This window comes from Pseudomonas sp. Pc102 (assembly GCF_018408275.1).
In the GTDB taxonomy this organism is placed as follows: domain Bacteria; phylum Pseudomonadota; class Gammaproteobacteria; order Pseudomonadales; family Pseudomonadaceae; genus Metapseudomonas; species Metapseudomonas tohonis.
The window spans coordinates 4198537-4219370 of sequence record NZ_AP021905.1 but is presented as its reverse complement, the minus strand read 5'-3'; the positions used below and the strand labels follow the sequence as shown (position 1 = coordinate 4219370).

The following is a 20834-nucleotide window of genomic DNA, read 5'->3' as shown; positions in this document are numbered from 1 at the left end:
ATCCCTTACTTGTTCACGGCGTCGCTGAGGCCCTTGGCCGGCACGAACTTGACGACCTTCTTGGCCGCGATCTCGATGCTCTTGCCGGTCTGCGGGTTGCGGCCGGTACGCGCCGGGCGCTCGGTGGTCTTCAGCTTGCCGATGCCCGGCAGGGTGATTTCATCACTGTTCTCCAGCGTATCGCTGACGATCTCGCTCAGCTGTTCCAGCACGGCGCGCACGGCGGCCTTGGTGGTGTCGGTGGCTTCCGCGATATCTGCGATCAGTTGGTCTTTGGTGATTGCCATGGTGTAGCTCCAGTGGGGGTGGGTTCGGCTCGCTGCCGCGCCGGGATCGCCGGCGCGGATTGAGACCCGCGCCTGCGCTGAAAGTGCAATGGTAGCGGGCCCGGTGGCGAAGCCGGCGGCACGCTAGCACAAAAGCCGTGTCGGGCCGGCGACGAAGTGTTTCCGCTCATCGCCAGGGTGTGGGGCGACGGGGCCGACAGGCCGTTCCGGGCCGTCTACGCTTGCTGTTACATCGCCATGACATCGCGGAGATCCACCATGCTACGTGCCTTTGCCGATCTGGGGTTTCGCTGGAAGATCGCCCTGCCGATCCTGCTCCTGGTGGTCCTCCTGGTGCTGATGGGCGGCCTGGGCATGCAGGGGGTGTCCCAGGTCGCGGACTCCAGCAAGCAGCTGACCAACCGCTACCTGCCGGCCATCAGCCTGTTGCTCAATGCCGACCGTGACCTCTATCAGGCCTTCACCGCCGAGCGCAGCCTGCTGGATGAAAGCGCCGGGGCGCACATCGACCAGCTCAAGGCCGACCATGCGGAAAACCTGCAGCAAGCCTATGACCGCGTGCACAAGTACGCCGAAATGAGCACCGGTGCCGACTCGCGCCAGCTGATCGCCCAGTTCGACAGCGGCTTCGAGAAGTGGAAGATCACCTCTCTCAAGGTGGTCCAACTCGCCGCGTCCGACCCGGATGCCGCCAGCGCCCTGAGCTTCGGCGACAGTGAAAGCCAGTTCCAGAACATGCGCGATGCAATCGACAAGCTGGGCGAGCTCGAAGACAGCGCGGCCAATGCCGAAGGGCTGCAGTCGATCGCCATCGGTGAGGCGCGCAGCTGGCAGCAGGGCGTGATCATCGTCATCGGCCTGGGCATCTGCATGGTGCTTGTGATCGGCTTCCCAACCCTGGTGACCCGGCCGCTGCTCCGCCTGCTCGAGCGCATCGAACAGATCGCCGATGGCGACGGCGACCTGCGGGTGCGGCTCGACGTCACCTCGCGTGACGAGCTGGGCAAGCTCAGCCATGCCTTCAACCGCTTCCTCGACAAGCTGCAGCCGCTGATCAGGGAGGTCGGCCGGGTGACCGGCGAGGTAGCCGACTCGGCGCAGAGCCTGGCCGGGCTCGCGGCCGCCAATGATCGGCTGATCAGCAGCGAGCACGCTGCGGTCGACCAGGTCAGCACCGCCGCCACCGAGATGAGCGCAGCCGTCCATGAGGTGGCGCGCAACGCGCAGAATGCCGCCGATGCCGCGCGCTTCGCCGAGAACCAGTCCCGCGAGGGAGCACAGGTAGTGGGGGCGACGATCAAGGCGATCCGCCAGCTCGCTCAGGAAGTGGAAAGCGCCTCCACCACCATCGGCACGCTGGAGCAGGAAACCGCCAACATCGGCGCCGTGCTGGCCGTGATCAAGGGCATCGCCGACCAGACCAACCTGTTGGCGCTCAACGCGGCCATCGAGGCGGCGCGGGCGGGCGAGCAGGGCAGGGGCTTCGCCGTCGTGGCCGATGAGGTCCGCGCCCTGGCCGCAAGGACCCAGGACTCCACCAAGGATATCCAGCAGATGATCGAGCGCCTGCAGGTCGGCGTACAGAACGCGGTGAAGGCCATGCACTCGGGCAGCGTCCAGGCCCGTGACAGCGTCGAGCGTGCCGCGGGTGTCGACCAGGCGCTCTCGGACACCGGCGACTCGGTGCAGCGGATCAACGACATGGCCGCGCAGATCGCCACCGCCTGCGAGGAGCAGAGCAGCGTGACCGAAGAGATCGCCCGCAACATCAGCGACATCCGAGACCTGTCCAACGAAGCCGCGCAGACCTCCGAGCAGAGCACCCAGGCGAGCCGGCACCTGTCCGAGCTTTCCAGTGGCCTCGCGAAGCTGGTCGGGCGCTTCCGGGTATGAGCCGCAAGTGCTTGTAACGGAAATGTTTTTAGCAGTTGTAAGTTGGCGAAGAGCCGGTACAATGGCGCGGCTCGCCGATCTGGCGAGCTGCGTTATGGTGGCCCTGCCGGTCCCCCCGCAACGATTACCCGTGAACCTGGTCAGATCCGGAAGGAAGCAGCCACAGCGGGAACATTGTGTGCCGGGGTGTGGCTGGTAGGGTCACCCCCACCTCCCAGCGCTGCGATTCACCGGTAGCGCGAAACGATTCTCTCTATCTCCCCCGATGCGCGCATGCGCGCCAGTGCACGCACGATCTCGTTCGCCGGTATCTCGGGCGCATTGCGCACCAGGCAGGCCACGGGTTCCTCCTCCAGTACCGCCACCGCAGCCAGGCGCTCGCTTGCCGGCATGCCGCGGTTGAACCATTTCAGTGCCAGCTCGCTGCTCACCGCATAGTGGTAGCGGCCCGCGCCGAGCTTCTGCAGCACCAGGCCCTGGTTACGTGCGTCGTCCCGTTGAAGGGTGCCGTTGTCGAAGCGCTGCTGCAGGCTCGGGTAGGCGTAGCCCAGCACGGTGCCGATGTTCTGCGCCGGCAAGCGCTGCGGGTCGACGGGAAGCGCGTTGTCGGGAGCGCTCACCAGCAGGTCGCGCTGCACCAGGATCGGCTCGCTCCACAGGTAATTCACGCCCAGGTCCCCCATCCAGTTGGGGCTCACGTAGCAGCGCACGTCGATGTCGCCGTGCTCCAGCGCCAACTGGACGCGTGTGCGCGGCAGCACCTCGACTTCCAGGGGGCGGTCGAGATGCTGGCTCAGCCCCTGGATGATGTCGAAGAGGATGCCGCCGGTCAGCTCGTTGCCCTCGATTTGCGCCACCGGCATGGCCCAGCTGTCCACCGCGGAAAAACGCAAGGGTGCCGGCTCGGCCAAGGCCAGCGCGCTGGCGGCCAGCAGCGGGAAGAGCAGCAATGGGCGCATCGGGCTCCCTCGTAGGGGCGTGGAGGAGCGTTCACAATGCCCCTTGTCTGATCCGATGAAAATAGAGCACTTCGCATCGGATGCAATTTGCGGTTTGCTCCGCTAGCATTAGCCCCTTCCGATTTCCCAGCTGCGACGGTTTTCAATGAGTTATCAGGTTCTTGCACGTAAATGGCGTCCGCGCTCGTTCCGCGAAATGGTCGGCCAGACCCATGTGCTGAAGGCCCTGATCAACGCCCTGGATAACCAGCGCCTGCACCATGCCTACCTGTTCACCGGTACCCGTGGCGTGGGCAAGACCACCATCGCGCGCATCCTGGCCAAGTGCCTGAACTGCGAGACCGGCATCAGCTCCACGCCCTGTGGCCAGTGCTCGGTGTGCCGCGAGATCGACGAAGGCCGTTTCGTCGACCTGATCGAGGTGGACGCCGCGAGCCGCACCAAGGTCGAGGACACCCGCGAACTGCTGGACAACGTGCAGTACGCGCCGAGCCGTGGTCGCTACAAGGTCTACCTCATCGACGAAGTGCACATGCTCTCCACGCACTCGTTCAACGCGCTGCTCAAGACCCTCGAAGAGCCCCCGCCCCATGTGAAGTTCCTGCTGGCCACCACCGACCCGCAGAAGCTGCCCGTCACCATCCTTTCGCGCTGCCTGCAGTTCTCCCTGAAGAACATGCCGCCGGAGCGTGTGGTAGAGCACCTGACCCACGTCCTGGGTGCCGAGAACGTGCCGTTCGAGCCCGATGCCCTGTGGCTCCTGGGTCGTGCCGCCGACGGCTCGATGCGCGACGCCATGAGCCTCACCGACCAGGCCATCGCCTTCGGCGAGGGCAAGGTCCTGGCTGCCGACGTGCGCGCCATGCTCGGCACGCTCGACCATGGCCAGGTCTATGGCGTGCTCCATGCGCTGCTGCAGGGTGACGCCCGTGGCGTGCTCGAAGCCATCCGCCACCTGGCCGAGCAGGGCCCTGACTGGAGCGGCGTGCTCGCCGAGATCCTCAACGTGCTGCACCGTGTCGCCATCGCCCAGGCCTTGCCGGACGCAGTGGACAACGGCCAGGGCGACCGTGATCGCGTACTGGCCCTGGCCGAGGCATTGCCTGCCGAAGACGTGCAGTTCTATTACCAGATGGGCCTGATCGGCCGTCGTGACCTGCCCTTGGCGCCGGACCCGCGCGGCGGCTTCGAGATGGTGCTGCTGCGCATGCTGGCGTTCCGTCCAGCGGATGTGGACGGCGCCCCGAGGGTCACGCTAAAGGACCCGGGAATCAGCAAGGCCACGGCTGATTCCTCGAACACACCAGTGGCCGGCGCCAGCATCGCGGCGCCGGTTGCTCCCGTATCCCCCGTCGCGACGGTAGCGGCTCCCCAGCCGGTTGCCGAGCCCGTGGTTGCGCCTCCTGCCGTCGTGCCGACCCCGGTCGCGCCGGAGCCGGTGGCTGCGGCTCCCGTCGTCGAAACACCGGTTGCGCCCGTTGTGGCCGAGGCGACTCCCGTTGCAGAGACTGCGCCGCAACCGCAACCGCAACCGCAACCGCAACCGCAACCGCAGCCAGAGGCCGAGCCGGTCCAGGCCGCTCAGCCCGCCGAAGTGATCGACCTGCCGTGGGAAGAGCGTCCTGCCGAACCTGCGCAGGCCGCGACTGCGATCGTCGAGCCTGCACCGGTCGAGCAGCCCATCGAGCCGTCCGCTCCGGCAGTGGAGATTGCCGCTCCCCCCGCGCAGCCCGCCGCCGAACCGCTTGCCGTGGCGCAGCCCGTTGCCGCCCAGGCGCTTCCCGAGCCCGTCGCCATCGACGATGCGGACGACGACGAGCCGCCGCCCGGCGACTATGACGATTACTACGAGGCCGATGTCGACTCCATCGCCTACATGGACGAGCTGCCGGTCGCCGAACCCGAGCCTGTCGCCGTGCCGGAGGTCGTACCCGCCGCGCAACCCGCCACCGGTCTCGCCGCCGAATGGCTGGACCTGTTCCCGCGCCTGGGCATCAGCGGCCTCACCGGCAACATCGCGGCCAACTGCTCCCTGGTCTCCGTGGAGGGCGATGTCTGGCGCCTGCACCTCGACCCGGCGCAGAGTGCCCTGTTCAACGCCAACCAGCAGCGTCGTATCAACGATGCGCTGAACCAGTACCACGGGCGCACCCTGGTGCTGGAAGTGGAGGTGCGCAGGCCGGAGCAGGAAACCCCCGCCCAGGCCGCCGCCCGCAAGCGCGCCGCGCGCCAGCGTGACGCCGAGGAATCCATCGCGCTCGACCCGCTGGTACAGAAGATGATCGAACAGTTCGGCGCGAGCGTTCGCCCGGACACCATTGAACCCCTTGACCGCTGAGGACAACCATCATGATGAAGGGTGGCATGGCAGGCCTGATGAAACAGGCCCAACAGATGCAGGAAAAGATGCAGAAGATGCAGGAAGAGCTGGCCAATGCCGAGGTCACCGGCCAGTCCGGTGCCGGCCTGGTGAGCGTGGTGATGACCGGTCGCCATGACGTCAAGCGCGTCACCCTCGACGACAGCCTGATGCAGGAAGACAAGGAAATCCTCGAAGACCTGATCGCCGCTGCCGTCAACGACGCCGTGCGCAAGATCGAGCAGAACAGCCAGGAAAAGATGTCCGGCATGACGGCTGGCATGCAATTGCCGCCCGGTTTCAAGATGCCTTTCTGATCAAATAGCTCCAAGTGCCAAGCCGCAAGCTTCAAGCAGAAGCGGGTGGCCTGGCACGATTTCCCCGATTCTTTGCAGCTTCCAGCTTTCTTCTTTGAGACTTTCCGATGAGCTTCAGCCCGCTGATCCGCCAACTGATCGACGCCCTGCGCATCCTGCCCGGTGTAGGGCAGAAGACTGCCCAGCGCATGGCGCTGCAGATGCTCGAGCGTGATCGCAGCGGTGGCCTGCGCCTGGCCCAGGCGCTGACTTCGGCGATGGAAGGCGTGGGGCATTGCAAGCAGTGCCGCACCCTCAGCGAGGACGACCTCTGTCCGCAGTGCGCCGACCCGCGTCGCGACGATTCGCTGCTGTGCGTGGTGGAAGGGCCGTTGGACGTGTTCGCCGTCGAACAGACCGGCTACCGGGGGCGTTTCTTCGTGCTCAAGGGGCACCTCTCGCCCCTCGATGGCCTGGGCCCGGAAGCCATCGGCATTCCCGAGCTGATGGCGCGGGTCGACGCCGGCGCCTTCAGCGAAGTGATCCTCGCCACCAACCCCACGGTCGAAGGCGAGGCCACTGCCCATTACATCGCCCAGTTGCTGGCGCCCAAGGGCCTGATCGCCTCGCGCATCGCCCACGGCGTACCGCTGGGTGGCGAGCTGGAGCTGGTGGACGGCGGCACCCTGACCCACGCCCTGGCCGGTCGCCGCCCCATCGGCCTCTGATCGGGGCAGCACGTAGCCCCGGCTTCAGCCCGGGGCCGCGGCCGACTCGGGCACGGATTCATCCGCCAAGGCCGCCAGCGCCTCCGCACCCATCCCATAGGCGATCCATTTGCCGTCCGGCCGCCCGCCCAGGCGCTGGTAGAAGCGCTCGGCATCATCGTTGCCCGCCAGTACATCCCACTTCATTCGCCCCGCCCCGCGCGCCAACGCAAATCGCGCGACGGCCGCGAGCAGGCGTTCGCCGATGCCGAGCGATCGTGCCGGCGCTGCCACGAACAGCTCCTTGAGCAGCACGCTGGGGCGCAGGTCATAGGTGAAGGCGATCTCCAGCGCCACCGCGTAGCCGAGCAACGTGCCTGCGGCCTCGGCCACGAACACCCGACACTGGGGCTCCGGGCCGAACGCCCGGGCCAGCAACTGCGCCTCGTCCACGGCGAAGTCCTCCAGGTAATCCTCGAAACGGGCCAGCTCGCGCATCAGCGGGAGGAGGGCGGGCGCGTCCTCGGCCCGCGCCTCCCGTACCACGGGGCTCAGCATGCGCAGGCGATCGCCGGGCGGGCTTCCTGCGGGCTTTGCGCACCGGTGAGGCTCAGCCCCTCGTCCAGCCAGCCGGTGACGCCGCCGAGCATTTCCTTCACCGCGAAACCCAGCCCGGCCAGGCGCACGGCGGCGCGGTGGACACCATTGCAGTGTGGGCCCGCGCAGTAGACGACGAACAACGTGTCGCGCGGGTAGGCGGCCATGAACTCGGCGCTCATCAGCCGATGGGGGATGTTGATCGCGCCCGGCACATGGCCGGCGGCGTAGGCTGCTTCGCCACGCACATCGACCAGCACGTAGTCGATCTCGCCCGCCTGCTGGCTGGCATTCACGTCCGAGCAGTCGGTCTCGAAGGCCAGGCGCTGGGTGAAGTGGGCCAGGGCCGCATCGGGAGCGGCGGCGGGGAACTGGCTGATGAGGCTGGGCATGGTGGCTCTCCATCGGTTGGTTTGATGGCGCCACTGTATCCAGCGCGCTTGCTGCTCTACAGTGGCGGGCAGGACAGCGACTGGTAAGTATCCGCCAAATGAACGACGACCCCGGCCTGGTGGCCATCCTCGCCTACGACGGCCTCTGCACCTTCGAATTCGGCATCGCCGTGGAGGTCTTCGGCCTGCCCCGGCCCGAGTTCGATTTTCCCTGGTACCGCCACTGCATTGTCGGCCTGGACGACGGCCCCATGCGCGCCATGGGCGGCATCCAGGTGCTGGCCGACGCTGGACTGGAGCGCATGGCCGAGGCCCGTACCCTCGTCATCCCCGGTTGGCGCGATCGTGCCGAGGCCCCGCCCGAGCGGCTGTTGAATGCACTGCGCGACGCCCACGCACGCGGGGCGAGGCTGGTGTCCATCTGCTCCGGCGTCTTCGTCCTCGCCGCCAGCGGCCTGCTGGACGGCCAGCGCGCCACCACCCACTGGCGCTATGCCGAGGAGCTGGCGCGGCGCTTTCCCGCCATCGAGGTGGACCCCGAGGTGCTCTACGTCGATGCCGGCCAACTGATCAGCTCGGCGGGCAGCGCCGCCGGCATCGACGCCTGCCTGCACCTGGTGGCGCGGGATTTCGGCACCCAGGTGGCCAACACCGTGGCGCGACGCCTGGTGATGTCGCCCCAGCGTGCCGGCGGGCAGGCGCAATTCATTCCCGCCCCGGTGGCCCGTGCTCCGCGTAACGATCTTTCGGCGCTGATGCAGTGGGCCCGGCAGCACCTGCACGAGCCCTTGGAAGTGAGCCAACTGGCTCGCCGCGTGGCCATGAGCGAGCGCACCTTCCTGCGCCGCTTCAGCGAGGCCACCGGCATGACACCCAAGGCCTGGTTGCAGCACGAACGCCTGGCCCGTGCCCGCGAGCTGCTGGAGGGCGGTGTCGACGGCAGCGAGCGCATTGCCGAGCTGTGCGGCTTCCGTTCGGTGGAGAGCTTTCGCGTGGCCTTTCGCAACGCCGTCGGGCTCCCGCCTTCGGCCTATCGGGAGCGCTTCGGAGCGGCGCATACGTCCTGATCGATGGCGCATGTCACGCCTTGAAAACCAAGCAAGCGCTCGGTAAGTTTCTCTGACTCAAACAGGGAGCCACGCCATGTCCGCTTGCCAGGAATACTTCGATCCATCCCATCAACTGGTGCGCGACTCGGTGCGCCGCTTCGTCGAGCGGGAGATCCTCCCGCACATCGGCGACTGGGAGGAGGCCGAGGAATTCCCCCGCGAGCTCTACCTCAAGGCCGGCGCTGCCGGCATCCTCGGCATCGGCTATCCCGAGCAGTACGGCGGCAGCCACGAGGGTGACCTATTCGCCAAGGTGGCGGCCAGCGAAGAGCTGATGCGCAGCGGTTCCGGCGGCCTGGTGGCCGGGCTGGGCTCCCTGGATATAGGCCTGCCCCCGCTGATCAAGTGGGGCCACCCGGAACTGCGCGAGCGCATCGCGCCCCAGGTGCTGGCCGGCGAGAAGATCATGGCCCTGGCCATCACCGAGCCGTCCGGCGGCTCCGACGTGGCCAACCTCAAGACCCGTGCCGTGCGCGAGGGGGATTTCTACCGGGTCAACGGCAGCAAGACCTTCATCACCAGCGGCGTGCGCGCCGACTACTACACCGTGGCGGTACGCACCGGCGGCGATGGCTTCGGCGGCGTCAGCCTGCTGCTGATCGAGAAGGGCACCCCCGGCTTCAGCGTGGGCCGCAAGCTGAAGAAGATGGGCTGGTGGGCCTCCGACACCGCCGAACTGTTCTTCGAGGATTGCCGGGTGCCGTCGGCCAACCTGATCGGTGTCGAGAACATGGGCTTCGCCTGTATCATGGCCAACTTCCAATCCGAGCGCCTCGCCCTGGCCATCATGGCCAACATGACGGCGCAACTGGCGCTGGAGGAGTCCCTGGCCTGGGCGCGGGAGCGCGAGGCCTTCGGCAAGCCCATCGGCAAGTTCCAGGTGCTCAAGCACCGCCTGGCCGAGATGGCTACACAAGTGGAGGTGTCCCGCGAGTTCACCTACCGCCAGGCGGCGAAGATGGCCGCCGGCAAGAGCGTGATCAAGGAAATCTCCATGGCCAAGAACTTCGCCACCGACATCGCCGATCGCCTCACCTACGACGCCGTGCAGATGCTCGGCGGCATGGGCTACATGCGCGAGAGCCTGGTGGAGCGCCTGTACCGTGACAACCGCATTCTCTCCATCGGCGGCGGCTCGCGGGAGATCATGAACGAGATCATCAGCAAGCAGATGGGGCTCTAACCCCCTGCGCGAGGCGCCAATCGGGTGGCCTTGCGCACGGCCCGGCGCATCGTTATATGATGGTTGAAATCCAAGTCAGGCCCCCGGGCCAAGCGAGAGGGGAAGTGCCATGAGCGAATCGAGCCGTGAAGAAAAGCTGCAGGCCTGGCTGGAAGCCGAGCGTGCCATGTTGGAGCGACTGAAGCCCGGCACCCTGAGCATGTCCGAGGTGGTGCAACTGAGCCCGCGCGAATTCTTCGACGGCATCGGCCGGGGTGACCTGCCCTCGCCCCCGATAGGTGAACTGATGGGCTTCGTGCCCATCGAATGGTCAGAGGAGCGCTTCGTGTTCCAGGGCGTTCCGGATGCCCGTCACTACAATCCCCTGGGCACCGTGCATGGCGGCTATGCCGCGACCCTGCTGGACTCCTGCATGGGCTGCGCCATCCACATGCACGTCAAGCCGGGGCAGGGCTACACCACCACCGACCTGCGCATCAGCTACGTGCGGGCCATGACCATGGACACCGGGCCGGTGAGGGCGGAAGGGCGCATCATCCACGTGGGCCGCTCGACCGCGCTGGCCGAGGGCCGCATCTATGACGTGGACGGGAAGCTCTACGCCACCGGCTCCACGACCTGCTTGATACTTGGAGGGAAATGATGAACTCGCAACGAATCGTCGTCACCGGCATGGGGCTCGTCTCGCCCCTGGGCTGCGGCGTGGAAACCGCCTGGCAGCGCCTGCTGGCGGGCCGCTCGGGCCTGCGTGCCCTGCCCGAAGACACCGTGCGGGATCTTGCGACCAAGGTCGGCGGCAGCGTACCGACGCGGGAAGAAGACCCCGAGGGTGGCTTCGATCCCGACAGTGCGGCGCCGCCGAAGGAGCAGAAGAAGATGGACCGCTTCATCCTCTTCGCCCTGGCCGCCGCCGATGAAGCCCTGCAGCAAGCCGGTTGGGTCGCCGACAGCGACGAGAAGAAGGCCCGTACCGCCACGGTGATCGGCTCCGGCATCGGCGGCTTCGGTGCCATCGCCGACGCCGTGCGCACCACCGATAGCCGGGGCCCGCGACGCCTGTCGCCTTTCACCATTCCCTCCTTCCTGGTCAACCTGGCCGCCGGGCACGTCAGCATCCGCCATGGTTTCCAGGGCCCCATCGGCGCCCCGGTGACCGCCTGCGCCGCGAGCGTGCAGGCCATCGGCGATGCGGCGCGGATGATCCGCTCCGGTGAGGTGGACATCGCCCTGTGCGGCGGCGCCGAGGCTTCGATCGACCGCGTGGCGCTGGCCGGCTTCGCGGCGGCCCGGGCGCTGTCCACCGATTTCAACGATCACCCGGAACAGGCCTCCCGGCCCTTCGACAGCCGTCGCGATGGCTTCGTCATGGGGGAGGGCGCCGGCATGCTGGTGATCGAATCGCTCGACCATGCCCTGGCACGCGGCGCCACGCCCATCGCCGAGCTGGTGGGCTATGGCACCAGTGCCGACGCCTACCACCTCACGGCAGGTCCGGAGGACGGCAGCGGCGCCCAGCGTGCCATGCGCACCGCCATCGCCCAGGCCGGCATCGAGCCGCGGCAGATCCAGCACCTCAACGCCCATGCCACTTCCACGCCGGTGGGCGACAAAGGCGAGCTGGCGGCGATCAAGGCGGTGTTCGGCGAGGAGGGTGGGATCGCGGTTTCCGCCACCAAGTCCGCCACCGGGCACCTGCTTGGCGCCGCCGGCGGGCTGGAGGCGATCTTCACCGTACTGGCCATCCGCGACCAGGTGGCGCCGCCCACCCTGAACCTCGAACAACCGGACGAAGACGCCGCCGGCGTGGACATCGTCCATGGCGCGGCGCGGCCGATGACCATCAACTACGCGCTGTCGAACGGCTTCGGTTTCGGCGGGGTGAATGCCAGCGCGCTGTTCCGGCGCTGGATGGGCTGAATGGAGCGGCCCTTGCGGCCGCTCATGGGGATCGTGGCGGCGGGCTCAGGCCTTGCCGCCTTTCTTCTCCTCCAGGCGTGCGGTCAGGTTGCTGCAGGCATCCTCGAGGATGCGCTTGGACAGGGCCTCGTCCGCCACGCTGCGGGACAGGCTCAGCGCGCCGACCATGGTGGCGACCATCGCCATCGCTTCCTGCGGGTCGCCCGTTTCCTTCTCGATCATCCTCAGCAGGTTGCCCACCACCTCGTCGCTGATGGGGCTGGCCTGGCCGCGCTGGCCCAGCTCCGAGGACATGGTCGGCAGCGGGCAGCCGGCGTCCGGGTTGTCGCGGTGTTCCGGCGAGAGGTAGCGCTTGAACAGGGTCTTGAGCGGCTCCGGCTTGGCGAGCACCTTGGCCCACTGGCCGCTGGCGTCGTTGGCCGCCGCGCGCAGGGCTTCCTGCACCAGCGCATCCTTGGACTTGAAGTGGGCGTAGAAGCCGCCGTGGGTCAGGCCCAATGCCTTCATCAGCGGCTGCAGGCCGGTGGCATCGATGCCGTCCGCACGGAAGCGGCGGGACGCTTCGGCGATGATGCGTTTGTGGGTTTCGGCCTTGTGGTCTTCCGAGTAGCGCATGGCAGTGGCCTCAAATTCCGGACGTTAGTATGGCGATTGTAATTCCATATTCACCGCCTGTATGCAGTTGCCGTCCCAGCGATGCCGATGGCCGACGAAAGGGGAGGCGCGCTCGCACCTCCCCCGGCGCCTCACTCGACGCTTTCCAGCAGGGTGGCCACGCCCTGGCCGCCACCGATGCACTGGGTGGCGACGGCATAGCGGCCCCCCGTGCGCTTGAGCAGCGAGGCCGCCTTGCCGGTGATGCGCGCGCCGGTGGCGCCCAGCGGGTGCCCGATGGCCATGCCGCCGCCGTCCAGGTTGACCTTGGCGATGTCGATGTCCAGCTCGCGGATGCAGGCCAGCGCCTGGCTGGCGAAGGCTTCGTTGATCTCGAACAGGTCGATGTCGTTCAACGACAGGCCGCTGCGTTGCAGCAGCTTGCGGGTGGCGTGCAGGGGGCCCATGCCCATCACTTCCGGCGCGCAGCCGACCACCGCGACCGCCTTGATGCGGGCGAGGATGTCCAGCTTCCAGCGCCGGGCGAATGCCTCGGTGCAGACGAACACCGCCGCCGCGCCGTCGGTCAGCGGTGAGGCGGTGCCGGCGGTCACGCTGCCGCCGAAGGCCGGCTTCAACTGGGCCAGGGCCTCGGCGCTGGTGCCGGGGCGGATGCAGCCGTCCTCGGTGACCGGGCCGTCCGGTGTCTCGATGGTGATGATCTCGTCCTGCAGCAGGCCGCGCAGGCGCGCGTCGGCCGCCTTCCCGTGGGATTGCACGGCCATCGCCTCCTGGTCCGCGCGGCTGATGGCGTAGCGCTCGGCGACGATCTCGGCAGTGTGGCCCATGGGGATATAGGCCTGGATCTCGCCGCTGGCCAGGCGCGGGTTGGGCGAGATGTTGAAGCCGCCCATCGGCACGCGGGTCATGGATTCCACGCCGCCGCAGATGAAGGCCTCGCCGGCACCGAGCTGGATCTGCCCGGCGGCGAAGTGGATGGCGGTCATCGACGAGCCGCAGAAGCGGTTCACCGTCGCCCCGGCCACGCTCTGCGGCAGGCCGGAGAGGAAGCCGACGATGCGCGCCAGGTTCATGCCCTGTTCGGCCTCGGGGTAGGCGCAACCGAGGATCAGGTCCTCGATCTCGCTGGGGTCGATGTCCAGGCGGTCCACCAGGCCCTTGACGACCTGGCCGGCGAGGTCGTCCGGGCGGATGTTGATCAGCCCGCCCTTCTTGGCGAAGTGGAAGGGCGAACGGGCGAAACCGGCGATGACGATGGATTGCATATCTCGGGTCCTTGCAGGTTGGGCCGGGCGGAGCCGGCGGGAGCGCCGGGGTACGAGCGATCCGACGAGGCGCATGCTTAGGATGATATGCGTAATTCAAACGCTTGTATATTACGGGTGTAATCCAATCGTCGGCTGGACGGGGCCCTTGCTTCAGGCGCGCTCGGCCCGCCACACGCCCCGCAATGCGACGAGGATCAGGCCGATCAGGACCAGCGCGAACCCCGTGGCGGTCGCCACCAATCCGAAGTGGCGCGCCGATACCCCCGCCAGCAGCGCCGGTACGCAGAACGCCAGGTAACTGATCACGTAGTAGGTGGCCATCAGCCCGGCGCGCTCATGGGCATGAGCCAACGGCATCACGCTGCGCAGTGCCCCGAGGAAGCCCGAACCGAAGCCGCCGCCGGCAACCAGCGAGGCCACCAGGAACAGCCACAGCCAGCCGGCCTGCACCGCCACCAGCATGGCGCCCACACCCGCCAGCAGCAGGGCGGTGGCGATGCGCAGCACCTGCTGCGCCGTGTGCTGGCGCAACCACAGGATCGACAGCGCGCCGCTCAAGGTCAGAGCCGTCACCGCCAGCCCGCCCACCAGCGCCGAGTTGGAGCCGGTGGCCGCGCGGATCAGCGAGGGCGCGAGCGACAGGTAGAAGCCGCCCAGGGACCAGACCGCGACGTTCACCGGCAGCATGCGCCACAGCGCCCCACGGGCCTGGGGCGGTACCTTCAGGGTCGGACGCAGCGAGGCGATGGCACCCGGGCGGCGCGAGATGGATTCCGGCAGCCACCACGCCAGCAATGCCTGGGCGGCGAACACCAGCAGCAGGACCAGGTAGACCAGGTGCAACGGCCAGGGCGCCCACTCCACCAGCATTCCGCAACCCAGCGCGCCGCACGCCATGCCCAGCTGCGGCGCCACGCTGTTGAACAGCGGCCCGCGCTCGGGGTTGCGATCCAGCAGCGCCGCCCCCAGCACGCTGGTCGCCATCCCCGTGGCGAGCCCCTGCATCACCCGCGCCGCCAGCAGCCAGGCGACGCCATCGGCCTCGATGAACAGCGCCATCGCCAGCATCTCCAGCAACAGCGCGGCGAGGATCACCGGCCGCCGGCCCAGGTAGTCCGACAGCTTGCCCAGGGTGAGCAGCGCGGCCAGCAGGCTGAAGGCATAGATGGCGAACACCAGTGTCAGCATCGCCGGGCTGAAGCTCCACTGCGCCTGATAGACCGGATACAGCGGCGTGGGCGCACTGGAGGCGGCCAGGAAGCTCAGCAGGGTGGCGGCCAGCAAGGCAATGCCGCTGCGGGCGTGGCGTTGGTCGAGGCAGGTGTCGGCGGACTGGGCCATGGTCGTCTCGCTAAAGCTAAGTAATTGCGTTTGCGCAGTCTGCGCCCGGCAATTCCTTAACGCAAATTCTTTGTGATAAGGTCCGCCGCCATGGCCATCAAAGAAAACCGCCGCACCGGCGGGCGCAGCGCCCGGGTGCAGGAGTCCATCCACGCGGCAGTGCGCGCACTGCTCGAGGAGCGCGACCGCGCCGACCTCACCGTCCCGCAGATCGCCGCCCGCGCGGGCGTCACGCCCTCCACCATCTACCGCCGCTGGGGCGATCTCTCCGCCCTGCTGGCCGACGTCGCCCTGGAGCGCATGCTCCCCGGCGAGCCCCAGGACACCGGCACCCTCGCCGGCGACCTGCACGCCTGGGCCGAGCAATACCTCGACGAGATGAGCTCCGAACTCGGCCGCACCCTCATCCGCGACGTCGTCTCAGATCTTGCCGGCGACTACCCCGGCCAATGCGCCGATCTCGTCCGCTGCCAGCTGCAACTCATCCTCGACCGCGCCGCCCAGCGCCACGACCCCGCCCCCAGCGCCGAACAACTGATCGACGCCGTGGTCGCCCCGATGATCTACCGCATCCTCTTCGCCCCCGAAGCGCCCAGTGCCGAGCAGGTGAGGGGATGGGTGGATGGCGCGCTGAACAATTCCAAACCCCGGAAATGAACAAGGCCCCGTGAGGGGCCTTGTTCATCTACTCAGCGGTTACTGCCAGTTCGCGGCGATCACCACCTCCAGTTGTGCCTTCTGTTCAGGCGTCAGGTTGGAGCTGCCGCCTGCAGGCGGCGCGAAGGCCGCCATGGCGTTGACCAGGTTCTGCACCTGGCTGTCGAGAAGGGTCTTGCCGTCACCGGACTTGATGGTCTCGATGTGGTTCGAGGTGCTGGAGTACCAGTTGCTGATGGTGACCTTGTCGGTGGAGTCGCGCAGGGTCAGCTCCAGGTTGCTGCCGTTGCGTTGGAGCCAGATGTCGTTGGCGGAGATGCCTTCACCGAAGAGAAGGGTGTCGTTGCCATCTGCATCGGCTACCAGGTCCTGGCCATCCCCTTTGGCAAACAAGTAGGTGTCATTGCCATAGCCGCCATTGAGGCTGTCGTCGCCGTCACCGCCATCGAGGATGTCGTTACCGGAAGCGCCGTTCAGTACGTCGTTGCCTGCCAGGCCCTTGAAGTGCGCGCCATCGTTGCCATAGGGCGCGAAGCCATCGTCACCGGCTGTGCCGGTAACCCCGAGCTCCATTTCCAGGCTGTTGATGGTGCGGCTGCTGCCATCGGCGAACTCGACCTTTTCAACCCGGACGGACGGAGTGCTGTACCAGTTGGCAAGCGTGATGCTGTCGGTGGCGCTGTAGTGCAGGGTGAGGTTTTTGCCTTCGCGGCTCATGCGCATGCCGGCGACATCGATACCTTCGGTGAAGCGAATGATGTCGGTGGCGAGAGAGTCGCTGCTGTAGAACTCGGCCAAGGTGTCCTGGCCATCACCGAGGCTGAAGACGTAGGTGTCACTGCCGTCATGGCCGTCGAGGGTGTCGTTGCCCTTGCCGCCGATGAGGATGTCATCGCCGTAGCCGCCGAGGATGGCGTCGTCACCCGCTCCCCGAGCAGGGTGTCATTACCGTAGCCGCCATTGAGGCTGTCGTCGCCGTCACCGCCATCGAGGATGTCGTTACCGGAAGCGCCGTTCAGTACGTCGTTGCCTGCCAGGCCCTTGAAGTGCGCGCCATCGTTGCCATAGGGCGCGAAGCCATCGTTACCGGCTGTGCCGGTAACCCCGAGCTCCATTTCCAGGCTGTTGATGGTGCGGCTGCTGCCATCGGCGAACTCGACCTTTTCAACCCGGACGGACGGAGTGCTGTACCAGTTGGCAAGCGTGATGCTGTCGGTGGCGCTGTAGTGCAGGGTGAGGTTTTTGCCTTCGCGGCTCATGCGCATGCCGGCGACATCGATACCTTCGGTGAAGCGAATGATGTCGGTGGCGAGAGAGTCGCTGCTGTAGAACTCGGCCAAGGTGTCCTGGCCATCACCGAGGCTGAAGACGTAGGTGTCACTGCCGTCATGGCCGTCGAGGGTGTCGTTGCCCTTGCCACCGATGAGAATGTCATCGCCGTAGCCGCCGAGGATGGCGTCGTCACCCGCTCCACCGAGCAGGGTGTCATTACCGTAGCCGCCATTGAGGCTGTCGTCGCCGTCACCGCCATCGAGGATGTCGTTACCGGAAGCGCCATTCAGTACGTCGTTGCCTGCCAGGCCCTTGAAGTGCGCGCCATCGTTGCCATAGGGCGCGAAGCCATCGTTACCGGCTGTGCCGGTAACCCCGAGCTCCATTTCCAGGCTGTTGATGGTGCGGCTGCTGCCATCGGCGAACTCGACCTTTTCAACCCGGACGGACGGAGTGCTGTACCAGTCGGCGAGCGTAATGCTGTCGGTGGCGCTGTAGTGCAGGGTGAGGCTTTTGCCTTCGCGGCTCATGCGCATGCCGGTGACATCGATACCTTCGGTGAAGCGAATGATGTCGGTGGCGAGAGAGTCGCTGCTGTAGAACTCGGCCAAGGTGTCCTGGCCATCACCGAGGCTGAAGACGTAGGTGTCACTGCCGTCATGGCCGTCGAGGGTGTCGTTGCCCTTGCCACCGATGAGAATGTCATCGCCGTAGCCGCCGAGGATGGCGTCGTCACCCGCTCCACCGAGCAGGGTGTCATTACCGTAGCCGCCATTGAGGCTGTCGTCGCCGTCACCGCCATCGAGGATGTCGTTACCGGTGGAGCCGTTCAGCAGGTCGTTGCCTGCCAGGCCCTTGAAGTGCGCGCCATCGTTGCCATAGGGCGCGAAGCCATCGTCACCGGCTGTGCCGGTAACCCCGAGCTCCATTTCCAGGCTGTTGATGGTGCGGCTGCTGCCATCGGCGAACTCGACCTTTTCAACCCGGACGGACGGAGTGCTGTACCAGTCGGCGAGCGTGATGCTGTCGGTGGCGCTGTAGTGCAGGGTGAGGCTTTTGCCTTCGCGGCTCATGCGCATGCCGGTGACATCGATACCTTCGGTGAAGCGAATGATGTCGGTGGCGAGAGAGTCGCTGCTGTAGAACTCGGCCAAGGTGTCCTGGCCATCACCGAGGCTGAAGACGTAGGTGTCACTGCCGTCATGGCCGTCGAGGGTGTCGTTGCCCTTGCCACCGATGAGAATGTCATCGCCGTAGCCGCCGAGGATGGCGTCGTCACCCGCTCCACCGAGCAGGGTGTCATTACCGTAGCCGCCATTGAGGCTGTCGTCGCCGTCACCGCCATCGAGGATGTCGTTACCGGTGGAGCCGTTCAGCAGGTCGTTGCCTGCCAGGCCCTTGAAGTGCGCGCCATCGTTGCCATAGGGCGCGAAGCCATCGTTACCGGCTGTGCCGGTAACCCCGAGCTCCATTTCCAGGCTGTTGATGGTGCGGCTGCTGCCATCGGCGAACTCGACCTTTTCAACCCGGACGGACGGAGTGCTGTACCAGTCGGCGAGCGTGATGCTGTCGGTGGCGCTGTAGTGCAGGGTGAGGCTTTTGCCTTCGCGGCTCATGCGCATGCCGGCGACATCGATACCTTCGGTGAAGCGAATGATGTCGGTGGCGAGAGAGTCGCTGCTGTAGATCTCGGCCAAGGTGTCCTGGCCATCACCGAGGCTGAAGACGTAGGTGTCACTGCCGTTATGGCCGTCGAGGGTGTCGTTGCCCTTGCCACCAACGAGGGTGTCATTGCCGTAGCCGCCGAGGATATAGTCGTTACCACCCAATCCAAGTATGTAGTCGTTTCTTGACGTACCTATCAGTGAGTCATTGGAAGCATTACCCAGCTGAATATGCTGAGAGTTGAAGTGGAGCATTTGGTCGCGGAGTCTATTGAGCTCTTCTGCGGGCAGCTGCTCTACTAATGCAGGAATGAACGACGCTTTAAGTAAGTCTGTGGATTTCTTGTCTTTCCAGACTCGGGAGAAATCCAATGCGTCGCTAATGGCTATGAATGGACTGTCATTCGCCTTAGCTGCGAACAGTGCGTGCATCCGATCGTAGTCAAGCTCAATCCCATTGGTCGTGAGTTTCAGATCAATCGTGTCTGCATATGGTTTCAAACGAGTCTGCAGTGCCAGACCGTCATAGATAGACTGCTTGAGGCTTTCGTAAGCCTGATTCAATAAGCTGGCTTGCCCAGCATTCATAGATAGGTGATTTTCGTTGATTACTGCGTTGCCTTGGGCAGTGTTGTAAGTGCTATTGCTGCTGCCAGCACCAATACCAATTGACAACGTCAGGCTGTTTGCCTCAGCTCCCACCTTGCCGAACTCTAGGATGTTCTGCGCATTGAATACTTCCAGCGCTTTCACACGCTCAAGAAGCTTCTGAGCGCTCTGCTGCGCTTCGGTCGGTTGTGTGCCGCTGGCTTCCCAGGAGTACTGGAAGCGCACATCGGTGGTGCCTTCATCCAGCGCGTCGATGCGTTCATCGAAGGTCTGGTAATCGGCGCTCTTCGCCCATTCGGCGATCAATTGATCCAGCAGCCCCATCTGCTCTTCGCGGGTCTGCGCCTGGGAGTAAGTGGCCAGCAGGGTCTTGAGTTCGGCGTTGAGCATCGAGGCTTCGCGCAGGTCACGCACCGCGCCGGAACCTTTCATGTCCGGCAGGGCCTTGGCCGTGTCATCCAGGGCGATGTGGTCAGTGAACTCGCGATAGAAGGGATTGCTGGCCAGGTCCAGGTTGGCGGCCAGGCTCTGGTTGGCGTTGACCGTGCCTTCGCTGCCATCGCGACGAATGAAGCTGCCGACGGCGCTGATCAGGTTGCCGTTGGAGTTGTGGTTGCTCGCCGCTGAGTCCAGGTTGATGGCGACGATATTGTGCTCGGCCAGGGTCTTGAGTTCGCCCGCCTGGGCGATACCGTCCTGGTTGGCGTCCTGCCAGATCTTCACATTGGCGAACTGGGTGTCCCGGGCATCGAAGACGCCATCGCCATTGCTGTCGAAGTCCTTGAGCGCGTCGAAGCCATTGCTGGCTTTCTGGCCGTTGGCCTTGACGGTGTCGACGCCGAACAGCTCGCCGCCATTGTCGATCTGGCCGTTGCCATTGCGGTCCAGCACGAGGAAGCCGTCGTCGCCCTTGACCCAGCCGGTGCCGGTCTTCAGGCCATCGCCATCGAAGTCGAAGGTGATGCCAGCACTGGCGCTGGCGGTTTCAATGCCATCGCCGTCCAGATCGAGACTGAGGGGGTCATAGAAGCGTTCGACGAAGGCGTTGGCTTCGTTGAAGTGTTGGTTGGTTTCCGCTTTGACTTGGGCCTGATTTCTCTTGCGCAGCCAGACGAGATGGGAATCGGTGGTTTCACCATTTTCTACAGCCTGCATCCACTCGTCGCGGCTGCCCATCAGTTGGCCAACACCGGAGCTCTCTACCGCAGCGTAAGCAGTGTCAGCGATCTCAGGCAGTGTCATGCCAAATATCTGGAGTTCCCCGTCGAGTGACCAACCATCTTGTGGTGTCCACTCCAGCTTCACGCCAACGCTTACAACCATGACTTTCTTGCCAAGAGACAGTGGAGTCCCAGAGATGGTGGCTCTCTCTATGCTGGTTTTCCCGTCAGCCCCTATTTTGGAGACGATAGTTGTCTCGCCTGGTCCTCGTTCTGTATGAAGCGTTACAGTTCCGTCCGTCTCTACCTTTATGGTGGAATTTCCAGAGACATAGGTAACTGATGAACCGTCGAAGCTCGGTTCGAAGATGTTTCCGTATTTGTCTTTGAATACAACGGATCCATCCAGTCCTATTTCAGCCTCATACCCGCCCGTATCATAAACACGCAGGCCATCGGTGCTGATAACTACGTGGTCGCGGGGTTGTTCTTCATTAGACATCGTACGTTCCTTGTCTTTATTGAGTATTGAATTTTGAAGTGGAAGAG

At 65.5% G+C, this 20834-nt stretch carries 18 protein-coding genes and 1 other RNA gene; 10 read left to right on the top strand and 9 right to left on the bottom strand.

The genetic code is table 11. The features are described 5' to 3' along the window. Positions 1–5: 5 nt before the first annotated feature. Positions 6–347 (bottom strand): HU family DNA-binding protein, encoded by a 342-nt coding sequence (locus PHLH3_RS19220; RefSeq protein WP_280527462.1) that lies wholly within the window; start codon positions 345–347, stop codon positions 6–8. A gap of 198 nt (positions 348–545) precedes the next feature. On the opposite strand from PHLH3_RS19220, the gene PHLH3_RS19215 reads away from it, so the two are divergent. Both PHLH3_RS19215 and ffs read left to right on the top strand, forming a co-directional pair. Next, complete coding sequence (locus tag PHLH3_RS19215) at positions 546–2180, top strand: methyl-accepting chemotaxis protein (RefSeq protein WP_213625401.1); 1635 nt, start codon at positions 546–548, stop codon at positions 2178–2180. Between the two features lie 104 nt (positions 2181–2284). Then, positions 2285–2381: signal recognition particle sRNA small type (gene ffs / locus PHLH3_RS19210), an RNA gene on the top strand. 26 nt (positions 2382–2407) lie between these two features. Here ffs and PHLH3_RS19205 read toward each other — a convergent pair. Continuing rightward, positions 2408–3139: a transporter substrate-binding domain-containing protein gene (locus tag PHLH3_RS19205; RefSeq protein ID WP_213625400.1), complete on the bottom strand. Its 732-nt coding sequence runs from the start codon at positions 3137–3139 to the stop codon at positions 2408–2410. 145 nt (positions 3140–3284) lie between these two features. Between PHLH3_RS19205 and dnaX the strand changes: the two genes are divergently transcribed. From dnaX to recR, 3 genes are all read left to right on the top strand, one after another. Continuing rightward, entirely contained in the window at positions 3285–5477 is a 2193-nt protein-coding gene (dnaX, locus tag PHLH3_RS19200; RefSeq protein WP_213625399.1) for a DNA polymerase III subunit gamma/tau, read from the top strand. 11 nt (positions 5478–5488) lie between these two features. Then, positions 5489–5815, top strand: coding sequence for a YbaB/EbfC family nucleoid-associated protein (locus tag PHLH3_RS19195; RefSeq protein WP_111263428.1), 327 nt, complete (start codon positions 5489–5491; stop codon positions 5813–5815). Between the two features lie 107 nt (positions 5816–5922). Further along, on the top strand, positions 5923–6522 hold the full coding sequence (gene recR, locus PHLH3_RS19190) for a recombination mediator RecR (RefSeq protein WP_111263429.1): 600 nt from the start codon (positions 5923–5925) through the stop codon (positions 6520–6522). 24 nt (positions 6523–6546) lie between these two features. Here recR and PHLH3_RS19185 read toward each other — a convergent pair whose 3' ends face one another. After that, positions 6547–7059: a GNAT family N-acetyltransferase gene (locus tag PHLH3_RS19185; protein ID WP_213625398.1), complete on the bottom strand. Its 513-nt coding sequence runs from the start codon at positions 7057–7059 to the stop codon at positions 6547–6549. Then, entirely contained in the window at positions 7053–7490 is a 438-nt protein-coding gene (locus PHLH3_RS19180) for a rhodanese-like domain-containing protein (protein ID WP_213625397.1), read from the bottom strand. Before PHLH3_RS19180 ends, PHLH3_RS19185 begins: the two co-directional genes overlap by 7 nt. 98 nt (positions 7491–7588) lie before the next feature. Here PHLH3_RS19180 and ftrA point away from each other — a divergent pair, with 98 nt between their 5' ends. The 4 genes from ftrA to fabF all read left to right on the top strand — a co-directional run bounded on the left by ftrA (position 7589) and on the right by fabF (position 11699). Beyond that, positions 7589–8557, top strand: a complete 969-nt coding sequence (gene ftrA, locus PHLH3_RS19175; protein ID WP_213625396.1) for a transcriptional regulator FtrA — start codon at positions 7589–7591, stop codon at positions 8555–8557. A 76-nt stretch (positions 8558–8633) separates the two neighbouring features. Continuing rightward, a complete protein-coding gene (locus tag PHLH3_RS19170) occupies positions 8634–9782 on the top strand; it encodes an acyl-CoA dehydrogenase family protein (protein WP_213625395.1) in 1149 nt (382 codons plus the stop codon). Positions 9783–9891: 109 nt separating this feature from the next. Continuing rightward, complete coding sequence (locus PHLH3_RS19165) at positions 9892–10425, top strand: PaaI family thioesterase (RefSeq protein WP_213625394.1); 534 nt, start codon at positions 9892–9894, stop codon at positions 10423–10425. Next, a complete protein-coding gene (fabF, locus tag PHLH3_RS19160; protein ID WP_213625393.1) occupies positions 10425–11699 on the top strand; it encodes a beta-ketoacyl-ACP synthase II in 1275 nt (424 codons plus the stop codon). Before PHLH3_RS19165 ends, fabF begins: the two co-directional genes overlap by 1 nt. A 45-nt stretch (positions 11700–11744) precedes the next feature. On the opposite strand, the gene PHLH3_RS19155 is transcribed toward fabF, so the two are convergent. From PHLH3_RS19155 to PHLH3_RS19145, 3 genes are all read right to left on the bottom strand, one after another. After that, positions 11745–12314 carry a TetR/AcrR family transcriptional regulator gene (locus tag PHLH3_RS19155; RefSeq protein ID WP_173179366.1) on the bottom strand — a complete coding sequence of 190 codons (570 nt, stop codon included), beginning with the start codon at positions 12312–12314 and terminating at the stop codon, positions 11745–11747. 131 nt (positions 12315–12445) lie between these two features. Continuing rightward, the gene (locus PHLH3_RS19150; protein ID WP_213625392.1) at positions 12446–13579 is read right to left on the bottom strand and encodes a thiolase family protein; all 1134 of its coding nucleotides are present in this window, start codon (positions 13577–13579) and stop codon (positions 12446–12448) included. Positions 13580–13732: 153 nt separating this feature from the next. Then, positions 13733–14923: an MFS transporter gene (locus PHLH3_RS19145; protein WP_213625391.1), complete on the bottom strand. Its 1191-nt coding sequence runs from the start codon at positions 14921–14923 to the stop codon at positions 13733–13735. A gap of 90 nt (positions 14924–15013) precedes the next feature. Here PHLH3_RS19145 and PHLH3_RS19140 point away from each other — a divergent pair, with 90 nt between their 5' ends. Then, positions 15014–15580, top strand: a complete 567-nt coding sequence (locus PHLH3_RS19140) for a TetR/AcrR family transcriptional regulator (RefSeq protein ID WP_213625390.1) — start codon at positions 15014–15016, stop codon at positions 15578–15580. A gap of 39 nt (positions 15581–15619) precedes the next feature. Here PHLH3_RS19140 and PHLH3_RS19135 read toward each other — a convergent pair whose 3' ends face one another. Together PHLH3_RS19135 and PHLH3_RS30690 are read right to left on the bottom strand one after the other, a co-directional pair. Further along, positions 15620–16378, bottom strand: a complete 759-nt coding sequence (locus PHLH3_RS19135; protein ID WP_213625389.1) for a calcium-binding protein — start codon at positions 16376–16378, stop codon at positions 15620–15622. Beyond that, positions 16294–20787, bottom strand: coding sequence for a calcium-binding protein (locus PHLH3_RS30690; protein WP_213625388.1), 4494 nt, complete (start codon positions 20785–20787; stop codon positions 16294–16296). Before PHLH3_RS30690 ends, PHLH3_RS19135 begins: the two co-directional genes overlap by 85 nt. Positions 20788–20834 lie beyond the last annotated feature (47 nt).

Bases quoted from the DNA above. Each gene is read 5' to 3' on its own strand.
- PHLH3_RS30690 (WP_213625388.1), bottom strand. From the start codon at position 20,787: ATGTCTAATGAAGAACAACCCCGCGACCACGTAGTTATCAGCACCGAT.
- fabF (WP_213625393.1), top strand. From the start codon at position 10,425: ATGAACTCGCAACGAATCGTCGTCACCGGCATGGGGCTCGTCTCGCCC.
- PHLH3_RS19165 (WP_213625394.1), top strand. From the start codon at position 9,892: ATGAGCGAATCGAGCCGTGAAGAAAAGCTGCAGGCCTGGCTGGAAGCC.
- PHLH3_RS19145 (WP_213625391.1), bottom strand. From the start codon at position 14,923: ATGGCCCAGTCCGCCGACACCTGCCTCGACCAACGCCACGCCCGCAGC.
- PHLH3_RS19185 (WP_213625398.1), bottom strand. From the start codon at position 7,059: ATGCTGAGCCCCGTGGTACGGGAGGCGCGGGCCGAGGACGCGCCCGCC.
- PHLH3_RS19150 (WP_213625392.1), bottom strand. From the start codon at position 13,579: ATGCAATCCATCGTCATCGCCGGTTTCGCCCGTTCGCCCTTCCACTTC.
- ftrA (WP_213625396.1), top strand. From the start codon at position 7,589: ATGAACGACGACCCCGGCCTGGTGGCCATCCTCGCCTACGACGGCCTC.
- PHLH3_RS19140 (WP_213625390.1), top strand. From the start codon at position 15,014: ATGGCCATCAAAGAAAACCGCCGCACCGGCGGGCGCAGCGCCCGGGTG.
- PHLH3_RS19215 (WP_213625401.1), top strand. From the start codon at position 546: ATGCTACGTGCCTTTGCCGATCTGGGGTTTCGCTGGAAGATCGCCCTG.
- PHLH3_RS19180 (WP_213625397.1), bottom strand. From the start codon at position 7,490: ATGCCCAGCCTCATCAGCCAGTTCCCCGCCGCCGCTCCCGATGCGGCC.
- PHLH3_RS19170 (WP_213625395.1), top strand. From the start codon at position 8,634: ATGTCCGCTTGCCAGGAATACTTCGATCCATCCCATCAACTGGTGCGC.
- dnaX (WP_213625399.1), top strand. From the start codon at position 3,285: ATGAGTTATCAGGTTCTTGCACGTAAATGGCGTCCGCGCTCGTTCCGC.
- PHLH3_RS19155 (WP_173179366.1), bottom strand. From the start codon at position 12,314: ATGCGCTACTCGGAAGACCACAAGGCCGAAACCCACAAACGCATCATC.
- PHLH3_RS19205 (WP_213625400.1), bottom strand. From the start codon at position 3,139: ATGCGCCCATTGCTGCTCTTCCCGCTGCTGGCCGCCAGCGCGCTGGCC.
- recR (WP_111263429.1), top strand. From the start codon at position 5,923: ATGAGCTTCAGCCCGCTGATCCGCCAACTGATCGACGCCCTGCGCATC.
- PHLH3_RS19195 (WP_111263428.1), top strand. From the start codon at position 5,489: ATGATGAAGGGTGGCATGGCAGGCCTGATGAAACAGGCCCAACAGATG.